Raw genomic sequence first — 19,623 nt, 5'->3', positions numbered from 1 at the left:
AGCGGACGACGGACAGCGGAGAGAGGGACGACAGGGGTGGCGGGCTCGGCCGACTGGCGATGCGCGGACTGCGACAGCAACAACAAGGCGAAGGACGAGGCCTGTACGACCTGCTCGTCGACCCGCCGCACGAAGCTGCCGCCGCCCGCCGCACCCCCGCGCCCCGCGCCGAAGCGCCCGACCCCGAAGCGCACCCCGCCCGCCTCGGGCTCGTCCTCCTCGGGTACGACGCCGCCGAGGTCCACTCCCCGGCCGGCCCCCGCGAAGAAGGCCACACCCAAGGCCACGCCCAAGGCCACACCCAGGCCCGCGCCCGCGAAGAAGGCCACGCCCAAGCCGGCCCCGAAGCGGCCGACGCCCCGCCGGACGCCCACGACGCCGCCGCGGACGGGGACCACCGGGTCCCGTCCCACGGGCGTCTTCTATCCGCCGCCGACCACGGGCGGCTACACCCCGACGTACACCCCGCCCGCGGCCACGCCCCCGCCCCCGCGGCCCACGTACACGCGTCCCGTGTACACCCCGCCGAGCCGGCCGTCGAAGCCCAAGGAGAAGGGCTGCGGGACGGGCTGCCTCGGCGTGGCCGTCGCCATCGCGCTCGTCGGGTTCCTGGCCAACAGCTGCTCCGGGATGCTCGACTCGCTGGGCCCGGACGACTCCGAGCCGACGACCCGGCCGACCGGCAAGACGGCGGCCTCCTGCCCGTCCCGCATCGCGACCGAGCTCCCGGACGGCGACGGCGCCGAGCTCGTCAAGGCGTTCCGTACGAAGAACAAGCAGATCACCCTCTGCCGCACGGGCTCGGGGAAGCTGTTCTACTTCGGCGAGTTCAGCGACCAGCGGGAGCCGGGCATCGCCATGAAGGCGAAGGAGACGGGCGACGGCTACGAGGCGACGAACAGCCCTTACCGCTATGTGATCCGCGACGGCACGGTGACCGTCTACAAGTCGGGCACCCGGATAGGCCGCGAGGAGCTCACCCCGGAACCGAATCCGAGCTGAGCCCCTCGCACCGGGGCGGAAGCCGCTACTCCTGCGGCTCCAGCCGCAGCGAGATCGAGTTGATGCAGTACCGCTGGTCCGTCGGGGTCGGGTAGCCCTCGCCCTCGAAGACATGGCCCAGGTGGGAGCCGCAGCGGGCGCAGCGGACCTCGGTGCGGATCATGCCGTGGGAGGTGTCCGTGACGAGCTCGACGGCCTCGCTGTCCTTCGGGTCGAAGAAGGACGGCCAGCCGCAGTGCGACTCGAACTTCTCGTTCGACGTGAAGAGCTCCGCCCCGCAGGCGCGGCAGGAGTAGACGCCCTTCGTCTTCGTGTCGGTGTACTCACCGCGGAAGGCGGGCTCCGTGCCGGCGAGCCGGAGCACCTGGTACTCCGACGGAGTCAGCTGCGCCTGCCACTCCTCGTCCGACTTCTCGACCTCGTACGCCATCGTTCGTCCACTCCCTCAGTTCGACAGGCGGGCGAGGATCTTCGGACCGAGGTCCGTGACGTCGCCCGCACCCATCGTGAGAACGAGGTCACCGGGGCCGGCCATTCCCGCGACGACCTCGGGGACGGTGTCCTTGTCGTGGACCGGGGTCACGTCGGCGCCCGCGGCGACGGCCGCGGCGATGATCAGCTCGCTGGTGACGCCGGGGATCGGGTCCTCGCGGGCCGGGTAGATGTCGAGGACGACGGAGGCGTCCGCGAGGGCCAGCGCGTCGCCCATCTCCTTGCCCAGCTCCTGGGTGCGGGAGAAGAGGTGCGGCTGGAAGACGACGAGGAGGCGGGAGGCCCCGGCGGCGCCGCGCATGGCCTCCAGGTCGGCGGTCATCTCGGTGGGGTGGTGCGCGTACGAGTCGATGACCTGGACGCCCTTGGCCTCGCCCTTGAGCTGGAGGCGGCGGCCGACGCCGGTGTAGGCGGTGAGCGCCTGCGCGAGCTCGGCCGGGTCGATGCCGACGCGGGCGCCGGCGGCGAGGGCCGCGGCGGCGTTGTGGGCGTAGTGGCGGCCGGGGACGGAAACGGTGAAGGTGTGCTCGACGCCGTCGAGGAGGACCGTCACCTCGCTCTTCATCCCGTTCGGGACGATCTTCAGGATGCGGGCGTCGGAGTCCTCGGACTCGCCGACGGTGATCACGGAGAGGCCCTCGCGGTCCGCGACGCGGCGGGCCAGCTCGCGGGCGCCCGCGTGCTCGCCGACGACCAGGGTGCCGCCGGGGCGGATCTTGGCGGTGAAGGCCTCGAAGGACTCGTAGATCTCGTCCATGGAGGCGTAGTTCGCGTGGTGGTCCAGCTCGACGTTGAGGACGATCGCGACCTCGGGGTCGTACTTCTGGAAGCTGCGGTCGCTCTCGTCGGCCTCGGCGACGAAGACCTCGCCGGAGCCGTGCCGGGCGTTCGTGCCGGGGCCCGCGAGGTCGCCGCCGATGGCGTACGAGGGGTCGAGGCCGAGCTCGGTGAGGGCGACGGCCAGCATGGAGGTGGTGGTCGTCTTGCCGTGCGTACCGGCGACGGCGATCGCGCGGAGGCCGTCCATGAGGGAGGCGAGCGCGTCGGAGCGGTGGACCACGGGGATGCCGAGCTCGGCGGCGCGGGCCAGCTCGGGGTTGTCGGCGCGGATGGCGCTGGAGACGACGACGGCGGAGGCGTCGTCGGCGAGGTGCTCGGCGGCGTGCCCGATGTGCACGGTGGCACCGAGGGCGCGCAGCGACTCGGCGGTCGCGGACTCCTTGGCATCGCTGCCGGCGACCTTGGCGCCCCGCTGGGCGAGGATCTTCGCGATGCCCGACATTCCGGCACCGCCGATGCCGATGAAGTGCGGCCGTTCCATGGCGGCAGGGATGGCGGGTGCCATGCGGATCTCTCCCCGGGGTGTGTGGTTCTGGAAGACCCCAGCCTAGTGGCTCACGCGCGCGTGCCCGGCGGGGCGCGGTGGAGCGGGCGCCGGGTCCGCGCCCCCTGCACGGGGCGCGGACCGGGTGCTGCCGCTACTCGCTGTGGGCGAAGAGCTTCAGGACGGGGACCCCGACCTTGTGGCGGGCCCGGGAGGCCCAGTCGCGGTGGAAGAACTCCTCCACGTAGTGCGGGGCGGTGAGGACGATCACCTCGTCCGCCTCCGACTCCTCGACCACCGCCTTCATCTTGTCGAGCGGGTGGTCCTCCACGACCTGGCCGACCGCCTCGCAGCCGGCGTTTCTCAGGGCCTGGAGCGAGACCTCCAGGGACTTCTCGGCCAGCGGCCGGGCCTCCTTGCCCTCCGGTTCGTCGCCCTCCCGGGCGGCTTCCTTGAGTTCGCCCATGGCGACGTCGTCGATGGCACGCAGCAGTACATCGGCCTGGTCACCACGCGGCTGCATGAGAACGATGAAGGACATGCCCTCGTCGCCGTGCAGGGTGGTGACGAATTCCACGTCGACGGACGTGAGGGGCTTCTCGATCATCAGAACGCTAGTGAACACCTCAGGAGCCCTTCTGCGGAAACCATCCTTCCCCGTGCGGGCACGGGGTCTGCGACAGTAAGTGTGCCCAGCGGACGCTAAGCGGAACGACAAATTCCGCCCCTTGTCAGATCCGACGGTAGCGGGTGAAGAGGAAGCCGTCCTGCTCCAGCACGGAAGCCACCTGGAAGCGTGTCGGGACGGCCACCGAAGGGCCTCCGGCGATCCGCTGGGCGTCCCCCGCCGTCATCGTCGGGGAGACCGTCAGACACAGCTCGTCGAGGACCCCCGCCGCCACGAACTGGCCGAGCAGCCGGGGCCCGCCCTCGGTCAGCTGGCGCCGCAGCCCGCGCTCCGCGAGCGCCGCCACCGCGCGGGCCGGCTCCACCCCGGGCCCGTCGCCGGCGATCAGCACCACGGCGCCCGCCGCCCGGGCGTCGGCGATCCGGTCGGGGGGCGCGGCCGCCCCCGTGAGGACCAGGGTCGGCAGGAGCGGCTCCGTGAAGAGCGGCAGTGAGAAGTCGAGGTTCAGGGAGGCGCTGACCACGGCGATCACGGGCGCCGGGCCCTGTCCGGCGGTGGCCCGGCGGGCCGCGAAGGCCTCACGCGCGCGGGCCGGGCGGTAGCCCTCCAGGCGGACCGTTTCCGCGCCCACCACGACCACGTCGGCGAGCCCGCGCAGGACGCCGAAGATCCGCATGTCCGTCTCGGAGGAGAGCGGCTGGGAGCGCCCCTCGTGCTGGCCGGCCCCGTCGAGCGAGGAGACCATGTTGGCCCGCAGCCACGCGCCCTCCCCCTCGGCCTCCGGATAGGCGTAGGCGTCGGCGAGGGCGTCGAGCGACCACTCCTGGTCGGCGGCGGCGGTGGCTGTCGTGTCCGTCACAGGGAAGAGCTGGCGCATGATCGAAGTCTGACACGGCGCTTACAGTGGGGAACTGTGTCGACCCGTGCCCTCACCGAAGCGGCTTCCCCCGAAGCGGCCCCGCTCTCGCTCTGCTCCCGAGAGCCCCACGTCCCCGCCGACCGTCTCGTCGCGGAGATGGTGCCGCCGCCGCGCTTCGACTCCGTACGTTTCGACACGTACCTCCCGGACCCGAACCAGCCGAGCCAGACGGACGCCGTCAAGGCCCTGAGCACCTTCGCCGAGGGCCTCGGCGGGGCGCACGCCACCGGCGCGGGCAAGCGCCGCTGGTTCGCGAAGAAGCCCGCCGCCCCCAGCGGCCCGCGCGGGGTCTACCTGGACGGCGGGTACGGCGTCGGCAAGACCCACCTGCTGGCCTCGCTGTGGCACGCGACCCCCGCGGAGCCCGCGCTGAAGGCCTTCGGCACCTTCGTCGAGCTGACCAATCTGGTCGGCGCGCTCGGCTTCCAGCAGACCGTGAAGACGCTGAGCGGACACCGTCTCCTCTGCATCGACGAGTTCGAGCTGGACGACCCGGGCGACACCGTCCTCGTCTCCAGCCTCCTCGGCAAGCTCGTGGAGTCGGGCGTGGCCCTCGCCGCCACCTCGAACACGCTGCCGGGCAAGCTCGGCGAGGGCCGGTTCGCCGCCGCCGACTTCCTCCGCGAGATCCAGGGCCTCTCGGCGCACTTCCGGCCGCTGCGGATCGACGGCGAGGACTACCGCCACCGCGGTCTGCCCGAGGCCCCGGCCCCGTACTCCGACCAGGTGGTCACCGAGACCGCGTACGCCACGCCGGGCGCGTCCCTCGACGACTTCCCGCACCTGCTCGAACACCTGGCCAGGGTTCACCCGAGCCGGTACGGCGCCCTCACCGACGACCTCGCGGCCGTCTGCCTCACCGACGTCCAGCCGGTCCCGGACCAGTCGACGGCCCTGCGGCTCGTCGTCCTCGCCGACCGTCTGTACGACCGCGAGATACCCGTGCTCGCCTCCGGACTCCCCTTCGACCGGCTCTTCAGCGACGAGATGCTGAACGGCGGCTACCGCAAGAAGTACTTCCGGGCGATCTCCCGGCTCACCGCGCTCGCCCGCGACGCGAAGGGGCTCGTCGCGCAGTAGCTTGGTGGCCGTACCCGATCGAAAGGGATCCACCATGGCCACCGTGCGTCACGCCCACACCGTCTGGCAGGGCGACCTGCTCAAGGGCTCCGGCGTCGTCACCCTCGACTCCTCCGGTCTCGGCTCGTACGACGTCTCCTGGCCGGCCCGGTCCGAGGAGCCCAACGGCAAGACGAGCCCCGAGGAGCTCATCGCCGCCGCGCACTCCTCCTGCTTCTCGATGGCCTTCTCGAACGGTCTGGCCAAGGCGGGCCACGCCCCCGAGCGCCTGGAGACGAAGGCCGACGTCACCTTCCAGCCGGGCGAGGGCATCACGGGCATCCACCTGACCGTGCGCGGCACGGTCTCCGGCCTGGACGCGGACGAGTTCCAGGCCCTCGCCGAGGACGCCAAGAAGAACTGCCCGGTCAGCCAGGCGCTCACGGGCACGACGATCACCCTCACCGCCGAACTGGCCTGACGCAGGGTCAGCCTCCGCGCCACATGAGGCCGTTGTGGCCCGCATGGTTCACCTGCCACCACAGTGCGTGATACACACATGCGGGTCACACGTCACACACCTGTCCGCCAACAGGAAAAGTGGGTTGCCTCATGTCCGCAACACGACGTCAGATCCTCTCCCGCACCGGCGCGTCCGTCGCCGGGATCGCCTTCACGGGCGCCCTCTCCGAACTCTTCGCCGGAACCGCCGCGGCGGCCCCGCCGGCCCGGGGCGGCTACGGCCCCCTCGTACCCGACCCGGACGGTCTCCTCGACCTCCCGGCCGGCTTCCGCTACAAGGTCCTCTCCCGGCAGGGCGACCCGCTGCGCTCCGGCGAGGGCCTCGTCCCCAGCAACCACGACGGCATGGGCGCCTTCGCCGGCCGCCGCGGCCGGGTGCACCTCGTCCGCAACCACGAGAACCGGGTCACCGGGAAGATCCCCGTCCCCACCGTCCCCGGCCTCACGTACGACCCGGCCGCCAAGGGCGGCTGTACGGCGCTCGAACTCGACGGCCGCAACAACGTCCTCGGCGAGCGGGTCGCGATCGCCGGTACCGCCGTCAACTGCGCCGGCGGGCCCACCCCCTGGAACACCTGGCTGACCTGCGAGGAGACCGAGGACCGGGCCGGCACCAACGGCTACACCAAGGACCACGGCTTCATCTTCGAGGTCGACGGCGCCGACCCGCACCGCACCGGAGCCGTCCCGCTCACCGCGATGGGCCGCTTCCAGCACGAGGCGATCGCCGTCGACCCGGCGAGCGGCATCGTGTACGAGACGGAGGACGCCTTCCTCCAGCCCTTCGGACTCTTCTACCGCTTCCTGCCCGACAAGCCGCTCGGCGGCACCGGCTCGCTGCGCGCGGGCGGCGCCCTGGAGGCCATGCGGGTGCCCGGCGTACCCGACCTGTCCGCCGTCCAGGAGACCGGCGCCCGCTTCGACGGCATCGAGTGGGTCCCCGTACCGGACCCGCTGGCGACGTCGACCCCCGTCCGGCTCCAGGACTTCGGACCGAAGGGCATCACGCACGCCCAGAAGCTGGAGGGCTGCTACTGGGGCGGGCGGGCCGTCTACTTCGTGTCGTCCTTCGCGCGGGCCAAGGACGGCTCGGCGGCCACCCACTTCGGCCAGGTGTGGAAGTACGAACCGCACAGGCGCCGGCTCACCCTCGTCGTGGTCTTCGGCCCGAGCACCGACGTCCAGCTCCCCGGCGAGTCCCCGGACAACATCTGTCTGGCGCCGACCGGGGGCCTGATGGTCTGCGAGGACGGCGACGGGGCGCAGCACGTCTTCGGGGTGAGCAGGGAGGGCGAGGTGTACGCGGTGGCCCGGGGCGCCCAGAACATCGGGACGCCGGAGGCCCCGGAGTGGGGCGAGTTCGCGGGCGTCACGTTCTCCCCGGACCGCTCGACGATGTACGTCAACTGCTACACGCCCGGCACGACGTTCGCGGTGACGGGCCCGTGGTGCTGAGCTGACGGGCGCTCATGCGGCCGCGCTACGCGCGTTACACGCCCGTAGCGCGGCCGCCCCACGCCGACAACGCGCGCTTGCGTGAATGCGCGGGTGACCCTTCACCCAGTCGATCAGAAGCCCCCGCTCGGGCGGCTCGCCGCCCTCGGCGCGCAGCACGTCCTCATCATGTACACCGGCTGCGTCACCGTCCCGCTGGTCTTCGGCGGCGCGGCCGGACTCGATCCGGCGGCCATCGCGCTCCTCATCAACGCCGACCTGCTGATCGCCGGTCTCGTGACCCTGGTGCAGAGCCTCGGGGTCGGCCGGATCCTCGGCATCCGGCTGCCGGTCGTCACGGGCGCGACCTTCGCGGGCGTGACCCCGATGATCCTCGTCGAGCAGGAGTACGGCATGCCGGCCGTGTACGGCTCGATGCTGGCGGCCGGACTCTTCGGGCTCCTGGTGGCGGTGCCGTTCGCCCGGCTCGTACGGTTCTTCCCGCCGCTCGTCAGCGGCACCGTCATCACCGTCGTCGGCCTCTCGCTCATCGGTGTCGCGGCGGGGCTGATCACCGGCAACGACCCGAAGGCTCCCGACCACGCCTCCGGCGAACGCCTCGCCCTCGCGGCGGGGGTCCTGCTGTTCATCGTGCTCTTCACCCGTTTCACCCGGGGGTTCCTCGGTCAGGTCGGCATCCTGCTCGCGCTCGTGCTCGGCACCCTGGCGGCCGTACCCCTCGGGCTCACCGACTTCTCCCGGGTCTCCGGCACCGACTGGGTGGGCCTCGCGGCCCCCTTCCACTTCGGGGCGCCGCAGTTCCCGCCGACCGCCGTCATCGCGATGTGCGTGGTGATGCTGGTGATCTTCACCGAGTCGACGGCCTCCATGCTGGCGGTCGGCGAGGCCACCGGCCGGCCGGTCACGGACCGGGACCTGGCGCGCGGTCTGGCGGCCGACGGGCTCTCCGGGGTGCTCGGCGGCGCGATGAACTCCTTCATGGACACCGTCTTCACGCAGAACGTCGGCCTCATCGGGATCACCAAGGTCGCCAGCCGGTACGTCACCGCCGTCGCGGGCGGCATCCTCGTCGTCCTCGGCCTCCTCCCCCGGCTCGGCGCCGTCGTCGCCGCGCTGCCGGGCCCGGTCGTGGGCGCGGCGGGCCTGGTGCTCTTCGCCACGGTCACCATGGTCGGCGTGAACACCCTGCGCCGGGCCGACCTGGACCGGGGCCACAACCTGACGATCGCGGCGGTCGCGCTCGGCGTCGGCCTGCTGCCGGAGGTCGCCGACGGCATCTACGACGGCTTCCCCGCCTGGTCCCGGATCATCCTCGGCAGCGGCATCACGAGCGCGGCCCTCGCCGCCTTCCTCCTGAACCTCCTCTTCCACCACACGCCGGGCAGCCGCGCGGGTGCGGAGGCCCTGGTTCCGTCGCAGGATCGGGAGAGGACGAGCGGTGCGGCGGAAGGGGCCCGAGGTGGCGAAGAAGGACGGCGAGAAGAAGAAGCCGAAGGCCCCCGAACCCGTACTGCGTGAGCTCCTCCGTCTCCCGGAGGGCGAGCGGATCGACCTCACCGCGTACGACGCGGGGGCGACGCCCGCCGGACCCACCGACAAGGCGGCGGGGCTCGAAGCCACCACCGCCCTCGGGCCGCGCCTCGCCGACCTCCAGGAACGCCTCTACGCGGCGAGCACCGCCGGCGACCGGCGGCGCATGCTCCTCGTCCTCCAGGGCATGGACACCAGCGGCAAGGGCGGCACGGTCAAACACGTCATCGGCCTCTTCAACCCGTCCGGCTGCCGGATCCGGGCGTTCAAGGCGCCGACCCGGGAGGAGCTGAACCATCCCTTCCTCTGGCGGGTCATGCGGGCGCTCCCCCAGCCGGGCGAGATCGGCATCTTCGACCGCTCGCACTACGAGGACGTCCTCATCGCCCGGGTCCGCGAGCTGGTCCCGCACCGCCGGATCGGCCGCCGCTACGGCCAGATCAACCGCTTCGAGCAGTCCCTCGCGGAGGACGGGGTGACCGTGGTGAAGGTCTTCCTCCACCTCTCGTACGAGGAGCAGCGCGCGCGGCTCCTCCAGCGCCTGGACAACCCCGAGAAGCACTGGAAGTTCAGCCCGGGCGACATCGAGGAGCGGGCGCTGTGGCCGGAGTACCGGCGGGCGTACGAGATCGCCCTGGAACGCTGCTCGACGGACGAGGCCCCCTGGTACCTGGTCCCGGCGGACCGCAAGTGGTACCGCAACTGGGCGATCAGCAAGCTGCTGCTCGAACACCTGGAGGCGCTGGACCCGAAGTACCCGCCGGGGGACTTCGACGTGGAGGAGTGCAGGGCGCGGCTACTGGCCTCGTGAGTCCCGCGCGATGGCGCGTCGGCTCGGCGTGTGGACTCGGGTGCTGCTGCTGTCGCGTCGCGAGCGTTAATCACTTTGATCGGATAACTTCCGATCGTGAACAGTTCTGTACGAAAAATGGCGGCGCTCGGTCTCCTGGGCGCCGCCCTCGTCGGCTGCGGCACCGGCGCGGCCGACAGCCCGGCGCCGAAGCCGAAGGCGGCCGTCACCGAGAGCCCTACGCCCAGGGCCAGCGCCGCCGCCCCCGGCCCGAAGCCCGCGCGCGTCCCTGCCGCCCCGCCCACCATGGCCCCCGGCCCCGGCGGCCTCACCCCCGTCTACTCGCGCCGGGCGAAGGGCACCGAGAAGGTCGTCGCGCTCACCTTCGACGCCGACATGACGGCCGATCAGGGGCCCAGGGCCGCGCGCGGCGAGCACTTCGACAACCCCGAGCTCATCGCGACCCTGCGCCGGCTCAAGGTGGACGCGACCGTGTTCATGACGGGCCGCTGGGCGGAGGAGTACCCGGACCAGGCCAAGTCCATCGGCGGCGACCCCCGCTTCGAGATCGCCAACCACTCCTACAGCCACTACGCCTTCGCGACCCCCTGCTACGGCCTGCCGACCGTCCCCGGCCCCGACATGGCCTCCGACGTGCAGCGCGCCTTCGACTCCTTCCGGGACGCCGGGGCGCTCAACGTCGTCCCGTACTTCCGCTTCCCCGGCGGCTGCTACGACGACGCCGCCCTGCGCGCCCTCGCCCCGGTCGGCGTCACCGCCGTCCAGTGGGACGTGGTCAGCGGCGACGCCTTCGCGAAGGACGCGGACGCCGTCGCCGAGCAGGTCGTCGACGGGGTGAAGCCCGGCTCGCTCGTCGTCATGCACTGCACCCGCAGCGCCGCCCCCGTGACCGAGCAGGCGATCCGCCGCATCGTCCCGGAGCTCCGCGCCCGCGGCTACCGCTTCGTGAAGGTCTCGGAGCTCATGAGCCGCTGACCCGGCCTCACTCCAGGCGAGCCGTGGCCCGGCACGCGAGCGCCGCCGTCGCCGCCGCGAGGAGCAGCGCGCCGCCGCAGGCGAGCCAGGGCGGCTCGGCGGTGGCCGTACGGGCGCCGGTGACCAGGGCCGTCATGGCGTGCTTCGCCGGGGAGCCGGTCGCCACGAGCGCCAGGAGGGAACCGAGCACGAGCGCGGCGAGCGACCAGCCGGGGGCCTGGAGGAAGGGGCGGGAGGCCAGCGCGCCGACCGCGGCCCCCGTCAGGGCGCAGGCCAGGGCCGCGAGCAGCCCGGCGGTGGCCGCGGCGAGGACGGTGACCCCGCGCCGGTCGCCGATCGCCGTCACCACGAGAACGGCGACCGTGCCGACGAGGACCGGCCAGACGGTGCCGGTGAGCAGCGCCGCGAGATGCGCGCGGCTCCGGCCGGCCGCCGCCGCGACCACGCCCCGGGCGGCGGGCGGCTCCTGGGTGAGGCAGATCCGTACGGACCAGGCGGACACCGGGAGCAGGGCGGCGGCGGTGAACCCGAGCGCGCCGAGCACCGGTTCCCCGGCCTGGATGCCGACGCCGATGAAGGCCGCGTAGAGGAGCAGCGGTGCGAGCCAGCGCTGGGAGCGGAGGAGCAGACCCGACTGGTAGCGCAGGAGCGCCGTCATACCCGTACGCCTTCGGTGCCGAGGTGGTGGATGTGCCAGGACGCGGCGAGGAGGACGCCCAGAAGGGCGTCGGAGTGCGCCGCGTCGACGGTGAGGAGGGTGGTGCCGTCGGGGCCGGGGGCGGCCAGGGGGTCGCCGGGCAGGCGGGCGGGGAGCGGCCGGCCGCCGGATGCGACGATACGGACGGAGGCCCGGGAGCCGACGGGACCGGCCGCGGAAGAGGACACGGCGTGACCGGGCCCGGTCCTCCCCGTCAAGACACCGCCCGCCCTCGCCCCGGGCTCGCGCCGAGCCTCCCGAAGCCCCCCGCCCGTCGCCGCGGACTCCGGCCCGGTCGGCGGACGTCCCTCCGGCCCCACGACCACCGGCGCCCTCTCCCGTACCCGGCCGCCCTCCACCCCGTACACCACGGCCGCCTCCCCCTCCAGGCGGCGGGGGTCGTGGTCGACGAAGACGACCGTCGCGCCCGCAGCGAGGCGTTCGCGGACGGCCGCGTCCAGTTCGTCGCGGGCGCCGGCGTCGAGGCCGGTCCAGGCCTCGTCGAGGACGAGCAGGGCGGGGTCGGCGAGGAGGGCCTGGGCGACGGCGACCTTCTGGCTGGTGCCCTTGGAGAGCTCCGCCAGGGCGGTACGCGCGTGCGTGCCGGCCCCGAACCGTTCCAGCCACTCCTCCGCCCGGGCCCGCGCCGCCGGGGGCCCGAGGCCCTGGACGCGGCCCAGGTGGACCAGGTAGTCGAGGGCCGTGAACGGCAGGGCGACGGGGAAGCGTTCGGGGACGTACGCGGTGCGGGCCGGGCGGCCGGTGACGCGGCCCTCGGTGGGCGCGTCGATGCCGGCGAGCAGCCGGAGCAGCGTGGACTTGCCGGTGCCGTTGGTGCCGGCGACCCGGACGAGGGCGGCGGAGGGCAGGTCGAGGGAGACCTGCCGCAGCACCCACGGCCCGCGCGGGCCGTGCCGCCGCCCGACGTGCTCCAGCCTCAATTCGACGCGTTCTTCTGCGGGGTGAGCTCGCTCGGCCGGACGACGACGAAGCCCTGGCCCTCCAGCTTGAGCTGCACGGCCTCGCCCGAGCCGCCACGGAGCATGGAGCCGAGCGACTGCGAGCGGTGCAGGGAGGTGTGGAGCTGCTCGCTCCAGCCGACGACGGCGTCGGTGTCGACGTACACCGGGGCCTGCGGGGTGACGGGGATGACGATCGGGTTGCCCTCGCACATCAGGGCGATCTTGCCGTAGCCGGAGAAGACGGAGTTGAAGAGGCCGCCGCCGGTCATGCCGGCGCCCTTCACCGTCCTGATGTCGTAGTGGAGGGTGGCGTCGAAGCAGAGGACGTTGCGGCCGTTGACGGTGAAGGCCTCGCCCTGCTCGATCTCGACGATGAAGCAGTTCTGCGCCTCGTGCGCGAACCAGGCCTCGCCCTGTCCCCGTACGGCCATCAGCGCCAGGCCCTCGCCGGTGACGGCCCGCTTGAGCATGCCGCCGATGCCCTGGCCCTTGCGCTCGAACTGCAGGTCACCGCGGAAGGCGATCATCGAGCCCTGGCGGGCGTGCATCTCGCCGTTCACGGTGTACTTGACCGATTTGGCGTTCTGGAGGGTCATCCCCGGGAAGGTCGCCGCCTCGGCGAGGTGCTCACCGGCAAAAAGATCGCTCTTCATGAGGGGCATCCTGGCCCGGAAGCGATGATTCCCACAAGAATCGCTCCTCAGGGCGATGGCAGACTTGCCGGGTGAGCAGCAACGAGACCGATCTCCGCGATGAGAAGCCCCAGTTCGTCCTCCCCCTGGTCGTCCGGATCGAGCGCGACGCGCCCCCGGCCCGTACCGACGCGCTGGAGACCGCGGCGCGGGCCGTCCTGGAGATCCTCACCGACGACCGTTCCCTCGGCGAGGGCGAGTGGGCGCAGGCGATCACCGACTGGCAGGACGCCCGGATCCGCAAGGTGGTGCGCCGGGCGCGCGGCGCGGAGTGGCGCCGGGCGAACACGCTGCCGGGGATCACGGTGACCGGTGCGGAGGCCGAGGTACGGGTCTTCCCGCCGGTCCCGCTGGACGGCTGGCCCAAGGACCTCGCGAAGCTCCAGGTGTCCGGCACGGACCTCGACGACCCGGCGGCGCCCGGCCCCGTGGCGCAGGGGGCGCCGGTGCTGTGGATGAACCCGGAGCTCGACATGTCGGCGGGCAAGGCGATGGCGCAGGCCGGCCACGGGGCGCAGCTCCTGTGGTGGGCGATGGCGGAGGCCGACCGGAAGGCGTGGCAGGAGGCGGGCTTCCCGCTCGCGGTGCGCACGGCACCGGCCGGGGACTGGGCGGCCCTGACGACGAGCGGGCTGCCGGTCGTCCGTGACGCGGGCTTCACGGAGATCGCGCCCGGCTCGTGCACGGTGGTGTCGGAGGGCAGCGCCCTCTTCGCCCCCGAGCTGCGTCTCGCCCGGCCCTGACGGCGGCCGGGGCGGCTGTCGGACCCGTGCCGTAGTGTGCGGCCGCGTCCTCAGCACCTGGGAGATCCACATGTCCGTACAGGCCCGGCTCCTCACCACCGTCCCCGCTCCCCTGCCCCCGACAGCGGCCGGTCCGCCGGAGATCGTGGGGAGGCCGGGGCGCCGGCTGCTCGTCCAGCGGAGCGACGAGGAGGTCGTGGCGCGGCCACTGGACGACGCCCACGCGGCCCGGCCGGGAGCGGAGGTCCGTTTTCCCGCGCCCTGGCCGCGTCGCCGCGGGACCTGGGAGGTGTCGCCCGACGCGGGCCTGGCCGTCTTCGCCGGGGTGCACGCCGTGCGGGCGGTGGAGACGTCGGGGGCGACGCGCTGGGAGGTCCGGCACGGCTGCTGGTACGGGGCGTGCGGGAAGCTGCACGAGTCGTACGACGAGTACGCGGAGGACCGGGACCACCGATACCCGGACGACGGCTCCGTCGGTTTCTCCGCGGACGGAAGCCTCGTCTGGGCCCACGTCCGCGGCCCGCTGGCCGAGGGCGAACTCACTCCGGACACCGTCGACGAATGGCTGGTGATCGACGCCGCCGACGGCCGGGTCCTCGCACGGGCCGACGCGCGGGCCGCGGCGGCCGGCAGCATCCACGTCCCCCACCCGACCGACCCCCGCCGGATGGGCCTCAGCATCGGCGAGGGCCAGGACGGCGCGCCCCTGCGGCTGGGCACCTGGGACGGGGAGAAGCTGAACGTCACGTACGTGGAGGGCGACCTCTGCCTGCTGAGCGTGAGCCCGTCGGGCGACCGCCTGATGACGGTCTCCCACGACCAGGACGCGCTCGCCGTCCGCGACTCCGGGGGGCTGGTCGTGGACGGCCTGGAATGGGACGCGGAGTCGGTGGTGCCGCCCCATCCTGACGCCCCGTCCGACGACGCGGAGGACGAGATGCCGGTCTGCTGGGACTGGGCGGGCGGCTTCGTGCACGAGACGACGCTCGTCGTGTCGACCGCGGAGAGCGACGACGAGTGGGGCGAGGCCCGCCATTGGCTACTCGACACGACGACCCCGGACGACCTCCACCCGATCACCTACCCGGCCCCGCCCGGCACCCGGCCGACGGCCCTGGGCAACGGCGTCTGGGCGACCCTCTCCGAGTCCGGCGAGGCCTTGCACGCCTGGGTGCTGGAACCAGTCCAGTGACTGGCCGTGCGGGCCGGTGAAGGCCACGGGCCTCTCGTCCAGGGCCAGGGCGAACACCGCCCGGTCCTGCGGTGCGGGGTGCGGGAGGCGGGCCGCCACGGACGGCAGGACGCTCGTGGCCTCGTTCGAGATCCAGTGGGCCGGGAGGCCGCGCATCGTCTCGGCGAAGGCCTCCCGGGCCTGCGTCGGGAGGTAGTACAGGACCGCGCTGTGGAAGACCACGGGCGTGGCGCCCGGCGGCGCCTGAGCAACCAGCTCGCGGACCGTCTCGTTGAGGTCGCCGCGGACGAGGTGCGGGGGCTCCGCGCGCGCGACGCGCACGGCGTCCCGCAAGCGGTCCGCCCGCTCGCGCTGCTCCGGCCAGACCAGGGACTCCAGCCAGCGCATGTCGTCGGCGTCGCGAACGTCGAGAGGGTTCAGGTCGATTCCCGCCCGCCACACGACCTCGGGCAACGTCTCGGGCAGCGGTACCGGGCCGGAGGTGCGGCACGTGAGCGTGACCGGGCTGCCGGCCGGGCCGAACGAGGGGCGGTCGTCGTACGCGTACCGGTAGCGGTCCGGGTACAGGCACAGTCCCGCGGAGGCACCGACCTCGATCAGGGCCAAAGGCCCGGGCAGCGACGCCAGGAGCGGCAGCAGGGTGGCGCAGCGGCCCGCCTCGTTCGTCTGGGTGCGGCGTCGCAGCATCGTCTCCCTCACCCGGCCCCAGTTGCCGATCACCCAGCTCCGGAACTCCTCGGGGTCCTCCGTGGGCCCGTCGAGGAAACGCACGGCGGCCAGGAGCAGGTTCGGCTGCCGACGGGGTTCCGGGAGCTGCTCGATCAGGGCCGTCAGCTTCTCGTCCTCCGCCACGGCGGCGGCCAGCTCCTCATAGCGGGCGGAGTGCCCCCGGGCCTCCCTCGTGGCGAAGTGCCGGTACAGGTCTGCGGTGTCCACCGTCATCCCTTCGTCGTCCCTTCGTCATCCCTTCGCCGGCGAAGATCCAAACGAAGCGCACGCCGACTGTCTCGAAGCTCACAGCGGCCGAACCTCAAATGAAGCTCTGAACCTCGGCCTCGGGAGGTTCGAGTGGAGCCGCTCGGGTCATCAGGGGAGGGACTGAGGACCGAAGGAGGGGGACATGACGGAACTCGGCATCGGCATCGGCTGGCGTCCCGAGATCGCTGAGGCGGTGGAGGCCCTGCACGGCGTCGACTGGGTGGAGGTCGTCGCGGAGAACATCTGCGCCGACCATCTGCCCGACTCCCTGACCCGGCTCCGCGAGCGCGGCGTGACGGTCGTCCCGCACGGCGTCTCGCTCGGGCTCGGCGGGGCCGACCGCCCGGACCCGGCGCGGCTCGCGGCGCTCGGGGAGAAGGCGGTGGCCCTGGGGGCGCCGCTGGTCACGGAGCACATCGCGTTCGTACGGGCCGGGGGGCCGCTCACCGCGACCCCGCTGCTCGAAGCCGGCCACCTGCTGCCCGTGCCCCGGACCCGGGACGCGCTCGACGCGCTCTGCGAGAACGTGCGCATCGCGCAGGACGCCCTGCCCGTCCCGCTCGCCCTGGAGAACATCGCGGCCCTGATCGCCTGGCCGGGCGAGGAGATGACGGAGGGACAGTTCCTGGCGGAGCTGGTGGAGCGTACGGGGGTACGGCTCCTCATCGACGTCGCCAACCTGCACACCAACCACGTCAACCGCGGCGAGGACCCGGCCCGTGCCCTGTCCGAGCTGCCGGTCGAAGCGATCGCCTACGTCCACGTGGCGGGCGGGATCGAGCGGGACGGCGTCTGGCACGACACCCACGCCCACCCGGTCCCCCGCAAGGTCCTCGACATCCTGGCGGACCTCGCCTCCCGAGTGACCCCGCCGGGCGTCCTCCTCGAACGGGACGACGACTTCCCGCCGGCGGAGGAGCTGGCGCTGGAGCTGGATGCCATCCGGACCACTGTGGGCGGGCGTTCCGCGACGGCCGTGGCCGCAGCCCACGCGCACGGCGCCCTTCCCCTGGTGCCCGCGCCCCGACGCGCCCCGCTGCTCATCGGCGCCGGCGCCCGCGTCTCCGGAGGCCCCATGCCCGGCGCGGCGCCCACCCTGGAGGACCCCACACCGCGACCCGGCGCGCGTCAGCGCCTCGCCGTCACCCAGGCCTCCCTCCTCTCCGCGCTCGTCGCCGGCACCCCCGTCCCCGAAGGCTTCGACACCCGTCGGATCGCCGTCCAGAGCCGCGCCCTCGCCGCCAAGCGCGCCGGGGTCGTCGCGAAGGTCGCGCCGGAGCTGCCGGAGATCCTCGGCAAGGACTTCCGGCCCGCGTTCCTCGCGTACGCCCGTTCCCGTCCCATGAGCGGCGGCTACCGCCGTGACGCCCTCGACTTCGCCGAGCACCTGCTGCTCGCCGAGCGCCCCGAGGACCCGGCGGCTCGGCGGCGGCTCACGGAGTGGTGGCAGGACCGTTCCGGCAGCCGCCCGCCCGGCCGCGCCACCCGGCTCGTTCGGGCCGCCCGCCACGCTCTCGTCCGGAGATGACCATGGACCTTCTCGTCGTGCTCGTCTATCTCGCGGGCGCCGTCGGCGTCACGCTCGTCATCACCCGGGTCGTCCGGACGCGGGGCGGCCCCGGCGGGCCCGTCCACGACCGGTACGAGGTGGCCTTCCTCAACGGCGGCCCGGCCCGTGTCGTCGACACCGCACTCGCCGCCCTGCAGGCCGACGGCCGGCTCGCGATCGGCGGCCCCGGCATCGTCGCGGTCGTCCGGCCCACCGCGTACGACCCGGTGGAGCGCGCCGTCCTCCAGGAGCACGCCGCCGCCCCGCACGGGGCCCTGCACCACCTGCGCCTGGGCGTGATGCGGCACCCGGCGGTCCAGGAGATCGGCGACGGTCTCGCGGCGCGCGGTCTGGTCGTCGCCCCGGCGACGCGACGGACCACGGCGCGCTGGTGCGGCGCCCTCGCCCTCGCGGCCTTCGCCCTCTTCCCCGTCTCGATCGTCCTCACGGTGATCGACCTCGCCGGCTCCCCGGAGTTCCGGGTCCCGTTCGTCTTCAAGGTGGCGCCGATGCTGTTCGCCGCCTTGATCACCGGCATCGTCTGCGGGTCGGTCGCCGCCCGGCAGGTCACTTCGGCCGGCCGCCGCGCGGTCCTCGCGTACGGCAGGGAGCACGGCCCTCTCGCGGACGCCGGCCATCTCGTGGCCCTGCACGGGCTGCGGGCCCTGCCGGACCCGGTCCTCCGGGAACAGCTGGTCGCCGCCGCCCGGTTCTACGGGCCGCCCCGGCGGAACGGGCGCGGCGGCAGGCGGCCCTCGCCGTCGCACTTCTCGTCCTCGGACGCGGCCGCCCTCGGCGTGGCGACCGAGTGGTGCGCGACCAACAGCTCCTGCGGAGGCGGAGGCGGGGGCAGTAGCTCCTGCTCGGGCGCCGGGACCTGCTCCTCGGGCTGCGGCGGCTCCGGCGGCAGCTCGTGCTCCGGCTCCAGCTGCGGTGGCTCCGGCTCCAGCTGCGGCGGGTCGAGCTCCAGCTGCGGTGGCTCCGGCTCCAGCTGCGGCGGGTCGAGCTCCAGCTGCGGCTCCAGCTCCAGCTCGTGTTCGAGTTCCAGCTCCAGTTCGTGCTCCAGCTCCAGTTCCAGCAGCTGAGGGGCCATTCGGGTGGCGGCCCCGGCCGTCCTCCCGTACAACCGGGGCATGATCTGGGTTCCGCTGCTCCTGGTGGCGTTCGTCGTGGCCGGTGCCGGCTGTGCGCGGGTCTGCCGTGCCTCGCTCGCCGCCGCCCGGCCCCTCGGGTCGTCCGGCGGTACGGAGGAGCTGACCGTGTGCGAGGCGGCCTACCTCGCCGGCGGGCCGTTCCGGGTCACCGATCTGACCCTGGTGTCGATGCACCGGGCGCGGCGGCTGCTGCTCGCGCACACCGGCTGGGCGACGGTCGTGGACGCCACGGGCGCCGGGGGTGACGAGCTGGAGCGCGCGGTGCTGGGTGCGATCGGGCCCGCCGGGCAGTCGCCGGTTCCGGCCGTCCGTCCGGTGGTCGCCGCCGCCGATTCCGTACGGCTCCTCGCGGAGGGGCTCGTCCAGCGGGGGCTCGCCGTCTCCGAGGAGGCGCGCCGGGAGATGGCGGCCGGGGTGCGGGCGGTACGGGCGGGGTTCCTGCTGACGCTGGTGCTCGGGACGGTCTCGGCGCTGCTCGTGGCCGAGCCGGAGCGGTCCCTGGTCGTCGCCGGTTTCGCGCTGCCGCTCGTCGGCTCGGGGCTGTGCCTGCTGATCGGGGGGATCGAGGTGTATCCGTACACCCGCTGGGCGTCCCCGGCCGGGCAGCGGCTGCTCTCGGGGCTGTCGCCGGCCGATCCGCTGACCGCCCTCGCGACGCGCGGCCCCGCCGTCCTGGAGCCGGAGCTCCGCGCGGCCCTGAAAGGCCGAGGCCCAGGAGAGGCCCCGCCGGAAAGGCCCTGAAATGACGCCGGTGCGGCGCGCATGACGCGCGCCGCACCCGGAGCCGGACCCGGTGTCGCTGGAGCAGCGGGCAATGGTGCCGCCCGCCGTCTGATCTTCCGGGTCAAGGGGTGGCGCGCCCGGCCGCCGCCGTACGCGTCCGTGCGGTGGTTGCTGTGCGGGGAGAGGACCTCGCCGATGAGGTAGCCGTGCGCACCG

At 73.5% G+C, this 19,623-nt stretch carries 19 protein-coding genes and 1 pseudogene; 11 read left to right on the top strand and 9 right to left on the bottom strand.

The features are described from left to right. Positions 1-36 precede the first annotated feature (36 nt). The gene (locus ABT041_RS24635; RefSeq protein WP_351187857.1) at positions 37-1,002 is read left to right on the top strand and encodes a hypothetical protein; all 966 of its coding nucleotides are present in this window, start codon (positions 37-39) and stop codon (positions 1,000-1,002) included. Between the two features lie 25 nt (positions 1,003-1,027). On the opposite strand, the gene msrB is transcribed toward ABT041_RS24635, so the two are convergent. The 4 genes from msrB to ABT041_RS24615 all read right to left on the bottom strand — a co-directional run bounded on the left by msrB (position 1,028) and on the right by ABT041_RS24615 (position 4,323). Then, positions 1,028-1,432 (bottom strand): peptide-methionine (R)-S-oxide reductase MsrB, encoded by a 405-nt coding sequence (gene msrB, locus ABT041_RS24630; protein WP_351187855.1) that lies wholly within the window; start codon positions 1,430-1,432, stop codon positions 1,028-1,030. Between the two features lie 15 nt (positions 1,433-1,447). After that, the gene (gene murC / locus ABT041_RS24625; protein ID WP_351187853.1) at positions 1,448-2,839 is read right to left on the bottom strand and encodes a UDP-N-acetylmuramate--L-alanine ligase; all 1,392 of its coding nucleotides are present in this window, start codon (positions 2,837-2,839) and stop codon (positions 1,448-1,450) included. A 133-nt stretch (positions 2,840-2,972) separates the two neighbouring features. After that, positions 2,973-3,425, bottom strand: coding sequence for an indole-3-glycerol phosphate synthase (locus tag ABT041_RS24620; RefSeq protein WP_351187851.1), 453 nt, complete (start codon positions 3,423-3,425; stop codon positions 2,973-2,975). Between the two features lie 124 nt (positions 3,426-3,549). Further along, complete coding sequence (locus ABT041_RS24615) at positions 3,550-4,323, bottom strand: pyrimidine reductase family protein (RefSeq protein WP_351187849.1); 774 nt, start codon at positions 4,321-4,323, stop codon at positions 3,550-3,552. Between the two features lie 36 nt (positions 4,324-4,359). On the opposite strand from ABT041_RS24615, the gene zapE reads away from it, so the two are divergent. From zapE to ABT041_RS24585, 6 genes are all read left to right on the top strand, one after another. Next, entirely contained in the window at positions 4,360-5,445 is a 1,086-nt protein-coding gene (gene zapE / locus ABT041_RS24610; protein ID WP_351187847.1) for a cell division protein ZapE, read from the top strand. A 34-nt stretch (positions 5,446-5,479) separates the two neighbouring features. Next, positions 5,480-5,905, top strand: coding sequence for an OsmC family protein (locus ABT041_RS24605; protein ID WP_086831840.1), 426 nt, complete (start codon positions 5,480-5,482; stop codon positions 5,903-5,905). A 131-nt stretch (positions 5,906-6,036) separates the two neighbouring features. Further along, positions 6,037-7,401: an alkaline phosphatase PhoX gene (locus ABT041_RS24600; RefSeq protein ID WP_351187845.1), complete on the top strand. Its 1,365-nt coding sequence runs from the start codon at positions 6,037-6,039 to the stop codon at positions 7,399-7,401. A gap of 93 nt (positions 7,402-7,494) precedes the next feature. Further along, the gene (locus ABT041_RS24595; RefSeq protein ID WP_351187843.1) at positions 7,495-8,919 is read left to right on the top strand and encodes a nucleobase:cation symporter-2 family protein; all 1,425 of its coding nucleotides are present in this window, start codon (positions 7,495-7,497) and stop codon (positions 8,917-8,919) included. After that, the gene (locus ABT041_RS24590; RefSeq protein WP_351187841.1) at positions 8,861-9,742 is read left to right on the top strand and encodes a PPK2 family polyphosphate kinase; all 882 of its coding nucleotides are present in this window, start codon (positions 8,861-8,863) and stop codon (positions 9,740-9,742) included. Before ABT041_RS24595 ends, ABT041_RS24590 begins: the two co-directional genes overlap by 59 nt. Before the next feature lie 117 nt (positions 9,743-9,859). Beyond that, positions 9,860-10,717 (top strand): polysaccharide deacetylase family protein, encoded by an 858-nt coding sequence (locus tag ABT041_RS24585; RefSeq protein WP_351188057.1) that lies wholly within the window; start codon positions 9,860-9,862, stop codon positions 10,715-10,717. A gap of 7 nt (positions 10,718-10,724) precedes the next feature. Here the strand turns inward: ABT041_RS24585 and ABT041_RS24580 are convergent, their stop codons facing one another. Genes ABT041_RS24580 through ABT041_RS24570 form a run of 3 tightly spaced genes read right to left on the bottom strand, consistent with a single transcriptional unit; the run spans position 10,725 to position 13,029 of the window. After that, complete coding sequence (locus tag ABT041_RS24580; protein WP_351187839.1) at positions 10,725-11,375, bottom strand: ABC transporter; 651 nt, start codon at positions 11,373-11,375, stop codon at positions 10,725-10,727. Next, entirely contained in the window at positions 11,372-12,355 is a 984-nt protein-coding gene (locus ABT041_RS24575) for an ATP-binding cassette domain-containing protein (protein ID WP_351187837.1), read from the bottom strand. Before ABT041_RS24575 ends, ABT041_RS24580 begins: the two co-directional genes overlap by 4 nt. Continuing rightward, positions 12,352-13,029: an AIM24 family protein gene (locus ABT041_RS24570; protein ID WP_351187835.1), complete on the bottom strand. Its 678-nt coding sequence runs from the start codon at positions 13,027-13,029 to the stop codon at positions 12,352-12,354. The genes ABT041_RS24575 and ABT041_RS24570 overlap by 4 nt, the downstream gene beginning before the upstream one ends. 71 nt (positions 13,030-13,100) lie before the next feature. Between ABT041_RS24570 and ABT041_RS24565 the strand changes: the two genes are divergently transcribed. Next, a complete protein-coding gene (locus ABT041_RS24565; RefSeq protein WP_351187833.1) occupies positions 13,101-13,811 on the top strand; it encodes a peptidyl-tRNA hydrolase in 711 nt (236 codons plus the stop codon). Positions 13,812-14,850: 1,039 nt separating this feature from the next. Here the strand turns inward: ABT041_RS24565 and ABT041_RS24555 are convergent. Further along, a complete protein-coding gene (locus ABT041_RS24555; RefSeq protein ID WP_502976586.1) occupies positions 14,851-15,945 on the bottom strand; it encodes a DUF2332 domain-containing protein in 1,095 nt (364 codons plus the stop codon). Between the two features lie 178 nt (positions 15,946-16,123). On the opposite strand from ABT041_RS24555, the gene ABT041_RS24550 reads away from it, so the two are divergent. From ABT041_RS24550 to ABT041_RS24540, 3 genes are read left to right on the top strand one after another with little or no spacing between them, the layout of a single operon-like run. Next, a complete protein-coding gene (locus ABT041_RS24550) occupies positions 16,124-17,509 on the top strand; it encodes a multinuclear nonheme iron-dependent oxidase (protein ID WP_351187829.1) in 1,386 nt (461 codons plus the stop codon). A gap of 2 nt (positions 17,510-17,511) precedes the next feature. Further along, positions 17,512-18,615 (top strand): TIGR04222 domain-containing membrane protein, encoded by a 1,104-nt coding sequence (locus ABT041_RS24545; protein ID WP_351188055.1) that lies wholly within the window; start codon positions 17,512-17,514, stop codon positions 18,613-18,615. Positions 18,616-18,663: 48 nt separating this feature from the next. Continuing rightward, positions 18,664-19,425 (top strand): TIGR04222 domain-containing membrane protein, encoded by a 762-nt coding sequence (locus tag ABT041_RS24540; RefSeq protein WP_351187827.1) that lies wholly within the window; start codon positions 18,664-18,666, stop codon positions 19,423-19,425. A gap of 113 nt (positions 19,426-19,538) precedes the next feature. Here the strand turns inward: ABT041_RS24540 and ABT041_RS39095 are convergent. After that, positions 19,539-19,623, bottom strand: a pseudogene (locus tag ABT041_RS39095) (oxidoreductase); the annotation flags it as partial.

It is taken from the genome of Streptomyces sp. NPDC002825 (assembly GCF_040295385.1).
In the GTDB taxonomy this organism is placed as follows: domain Bacteria; phylum Actinomycetota; class Actinomycetes; order Streptomycetales; family Streptomycetaceae; genus Streptomyces.
This window is presented reverse-complemented; position numbering and strand designations above follow the sequence as displayed.

Bases quoted from the DNA above. Each gene is read 5' to 3' on its own strand.
- ABT041_RS24600 (WP_351187845.1), top strand. From the start codon at position 6,037: ATGTCCGCAACACGACGTCAGATCCTCTCCCGCACCGGCGCGTCCGTC.
- ABT041_RS24585 (WP_351188057.1), top strand. From the start codon at position 9,860: ATGGCGGCGCTCGGTCTCCTGGGCGCCGCCCTCGTCGGCTGCGGCACC.
- ABT041_RS24570 (WP_351187835.1), bottom strand. From the start codon at position 13,029: ATGAAGAGCGATCTTTTTGCCGGTGAGCACCTCGCCGAGGCGGCGACC.
- ABT041_RS24555 (WP_502976586.1), bottom strand. From the start codon at position 15,945: ATGACGGTGGACACCGCAGACCTGTACCGGCACTTCGCCACGAGGGAG.
- ABT041_RS24545 (WP_351188055.1), top strand. From the start codon at position 17,512: ATGGACCTTCTCGTCGTGCTCGTCTATCTCGCGGGCGCCGTCGGCGTC.
- ABT041_RS24540 (WP_351187827.1), top strand. From the start codon at position 18,664: ATGATCTGGGTTCCGCTGCTCCTGGTGGCGTTCGTCGTGGCCGGTGCC.
- murC (WP_351187853.1), bottom strand. From the start codon at position 2,839: ATGGCACCCGCCATCCCTGCCGCCATGGAACGGCCGCACTTCATCGGC.
- ABT041_RS24615 (WP_351187849.1), bottom strand. From the start codon at position 4,323: ATGCGCCAGCTCTTCCCTGTGACGGACACGACAGCCACCGCCGCCGCC.
- ABT041_RS24620 (WP_351187851.1), bottom strand. From the start codon at position 3,425: ATGATCGAGAAGCCCCTCACGTCCGTCGACGTGGAATTCGTCACCACC.
- msrB (WP_351187855.1), bottom strand. From the start codon at position 1,432: ATGGCGTACGAGGTCGAGAAGTCGGACGAGGAGTGGCAGGCGCAGCTG.
- ABT041_RS24605 (WP_086831840.1), top strand. From the start codon at position 5,480: ATGGCCACCGTGCGTCACGCCCACACCGTCTGGCAGGGCGACCTGCTC.
- ABT041_RS24550 (WP_351187829.1), top strand. From the start codon at position 16,124: ATGACGGAACTCGGCATCGGCATCGGCTGGCGTCCCGAGATCGCTGAG.
- ABT041_RS24580 (WP_351187839.1), bottom strand. From the start codon at position 11,375: ATGACGGCGCTCCTGCGCTACCAGTCGGGTCTGCTCCTCCGCTCCCAG.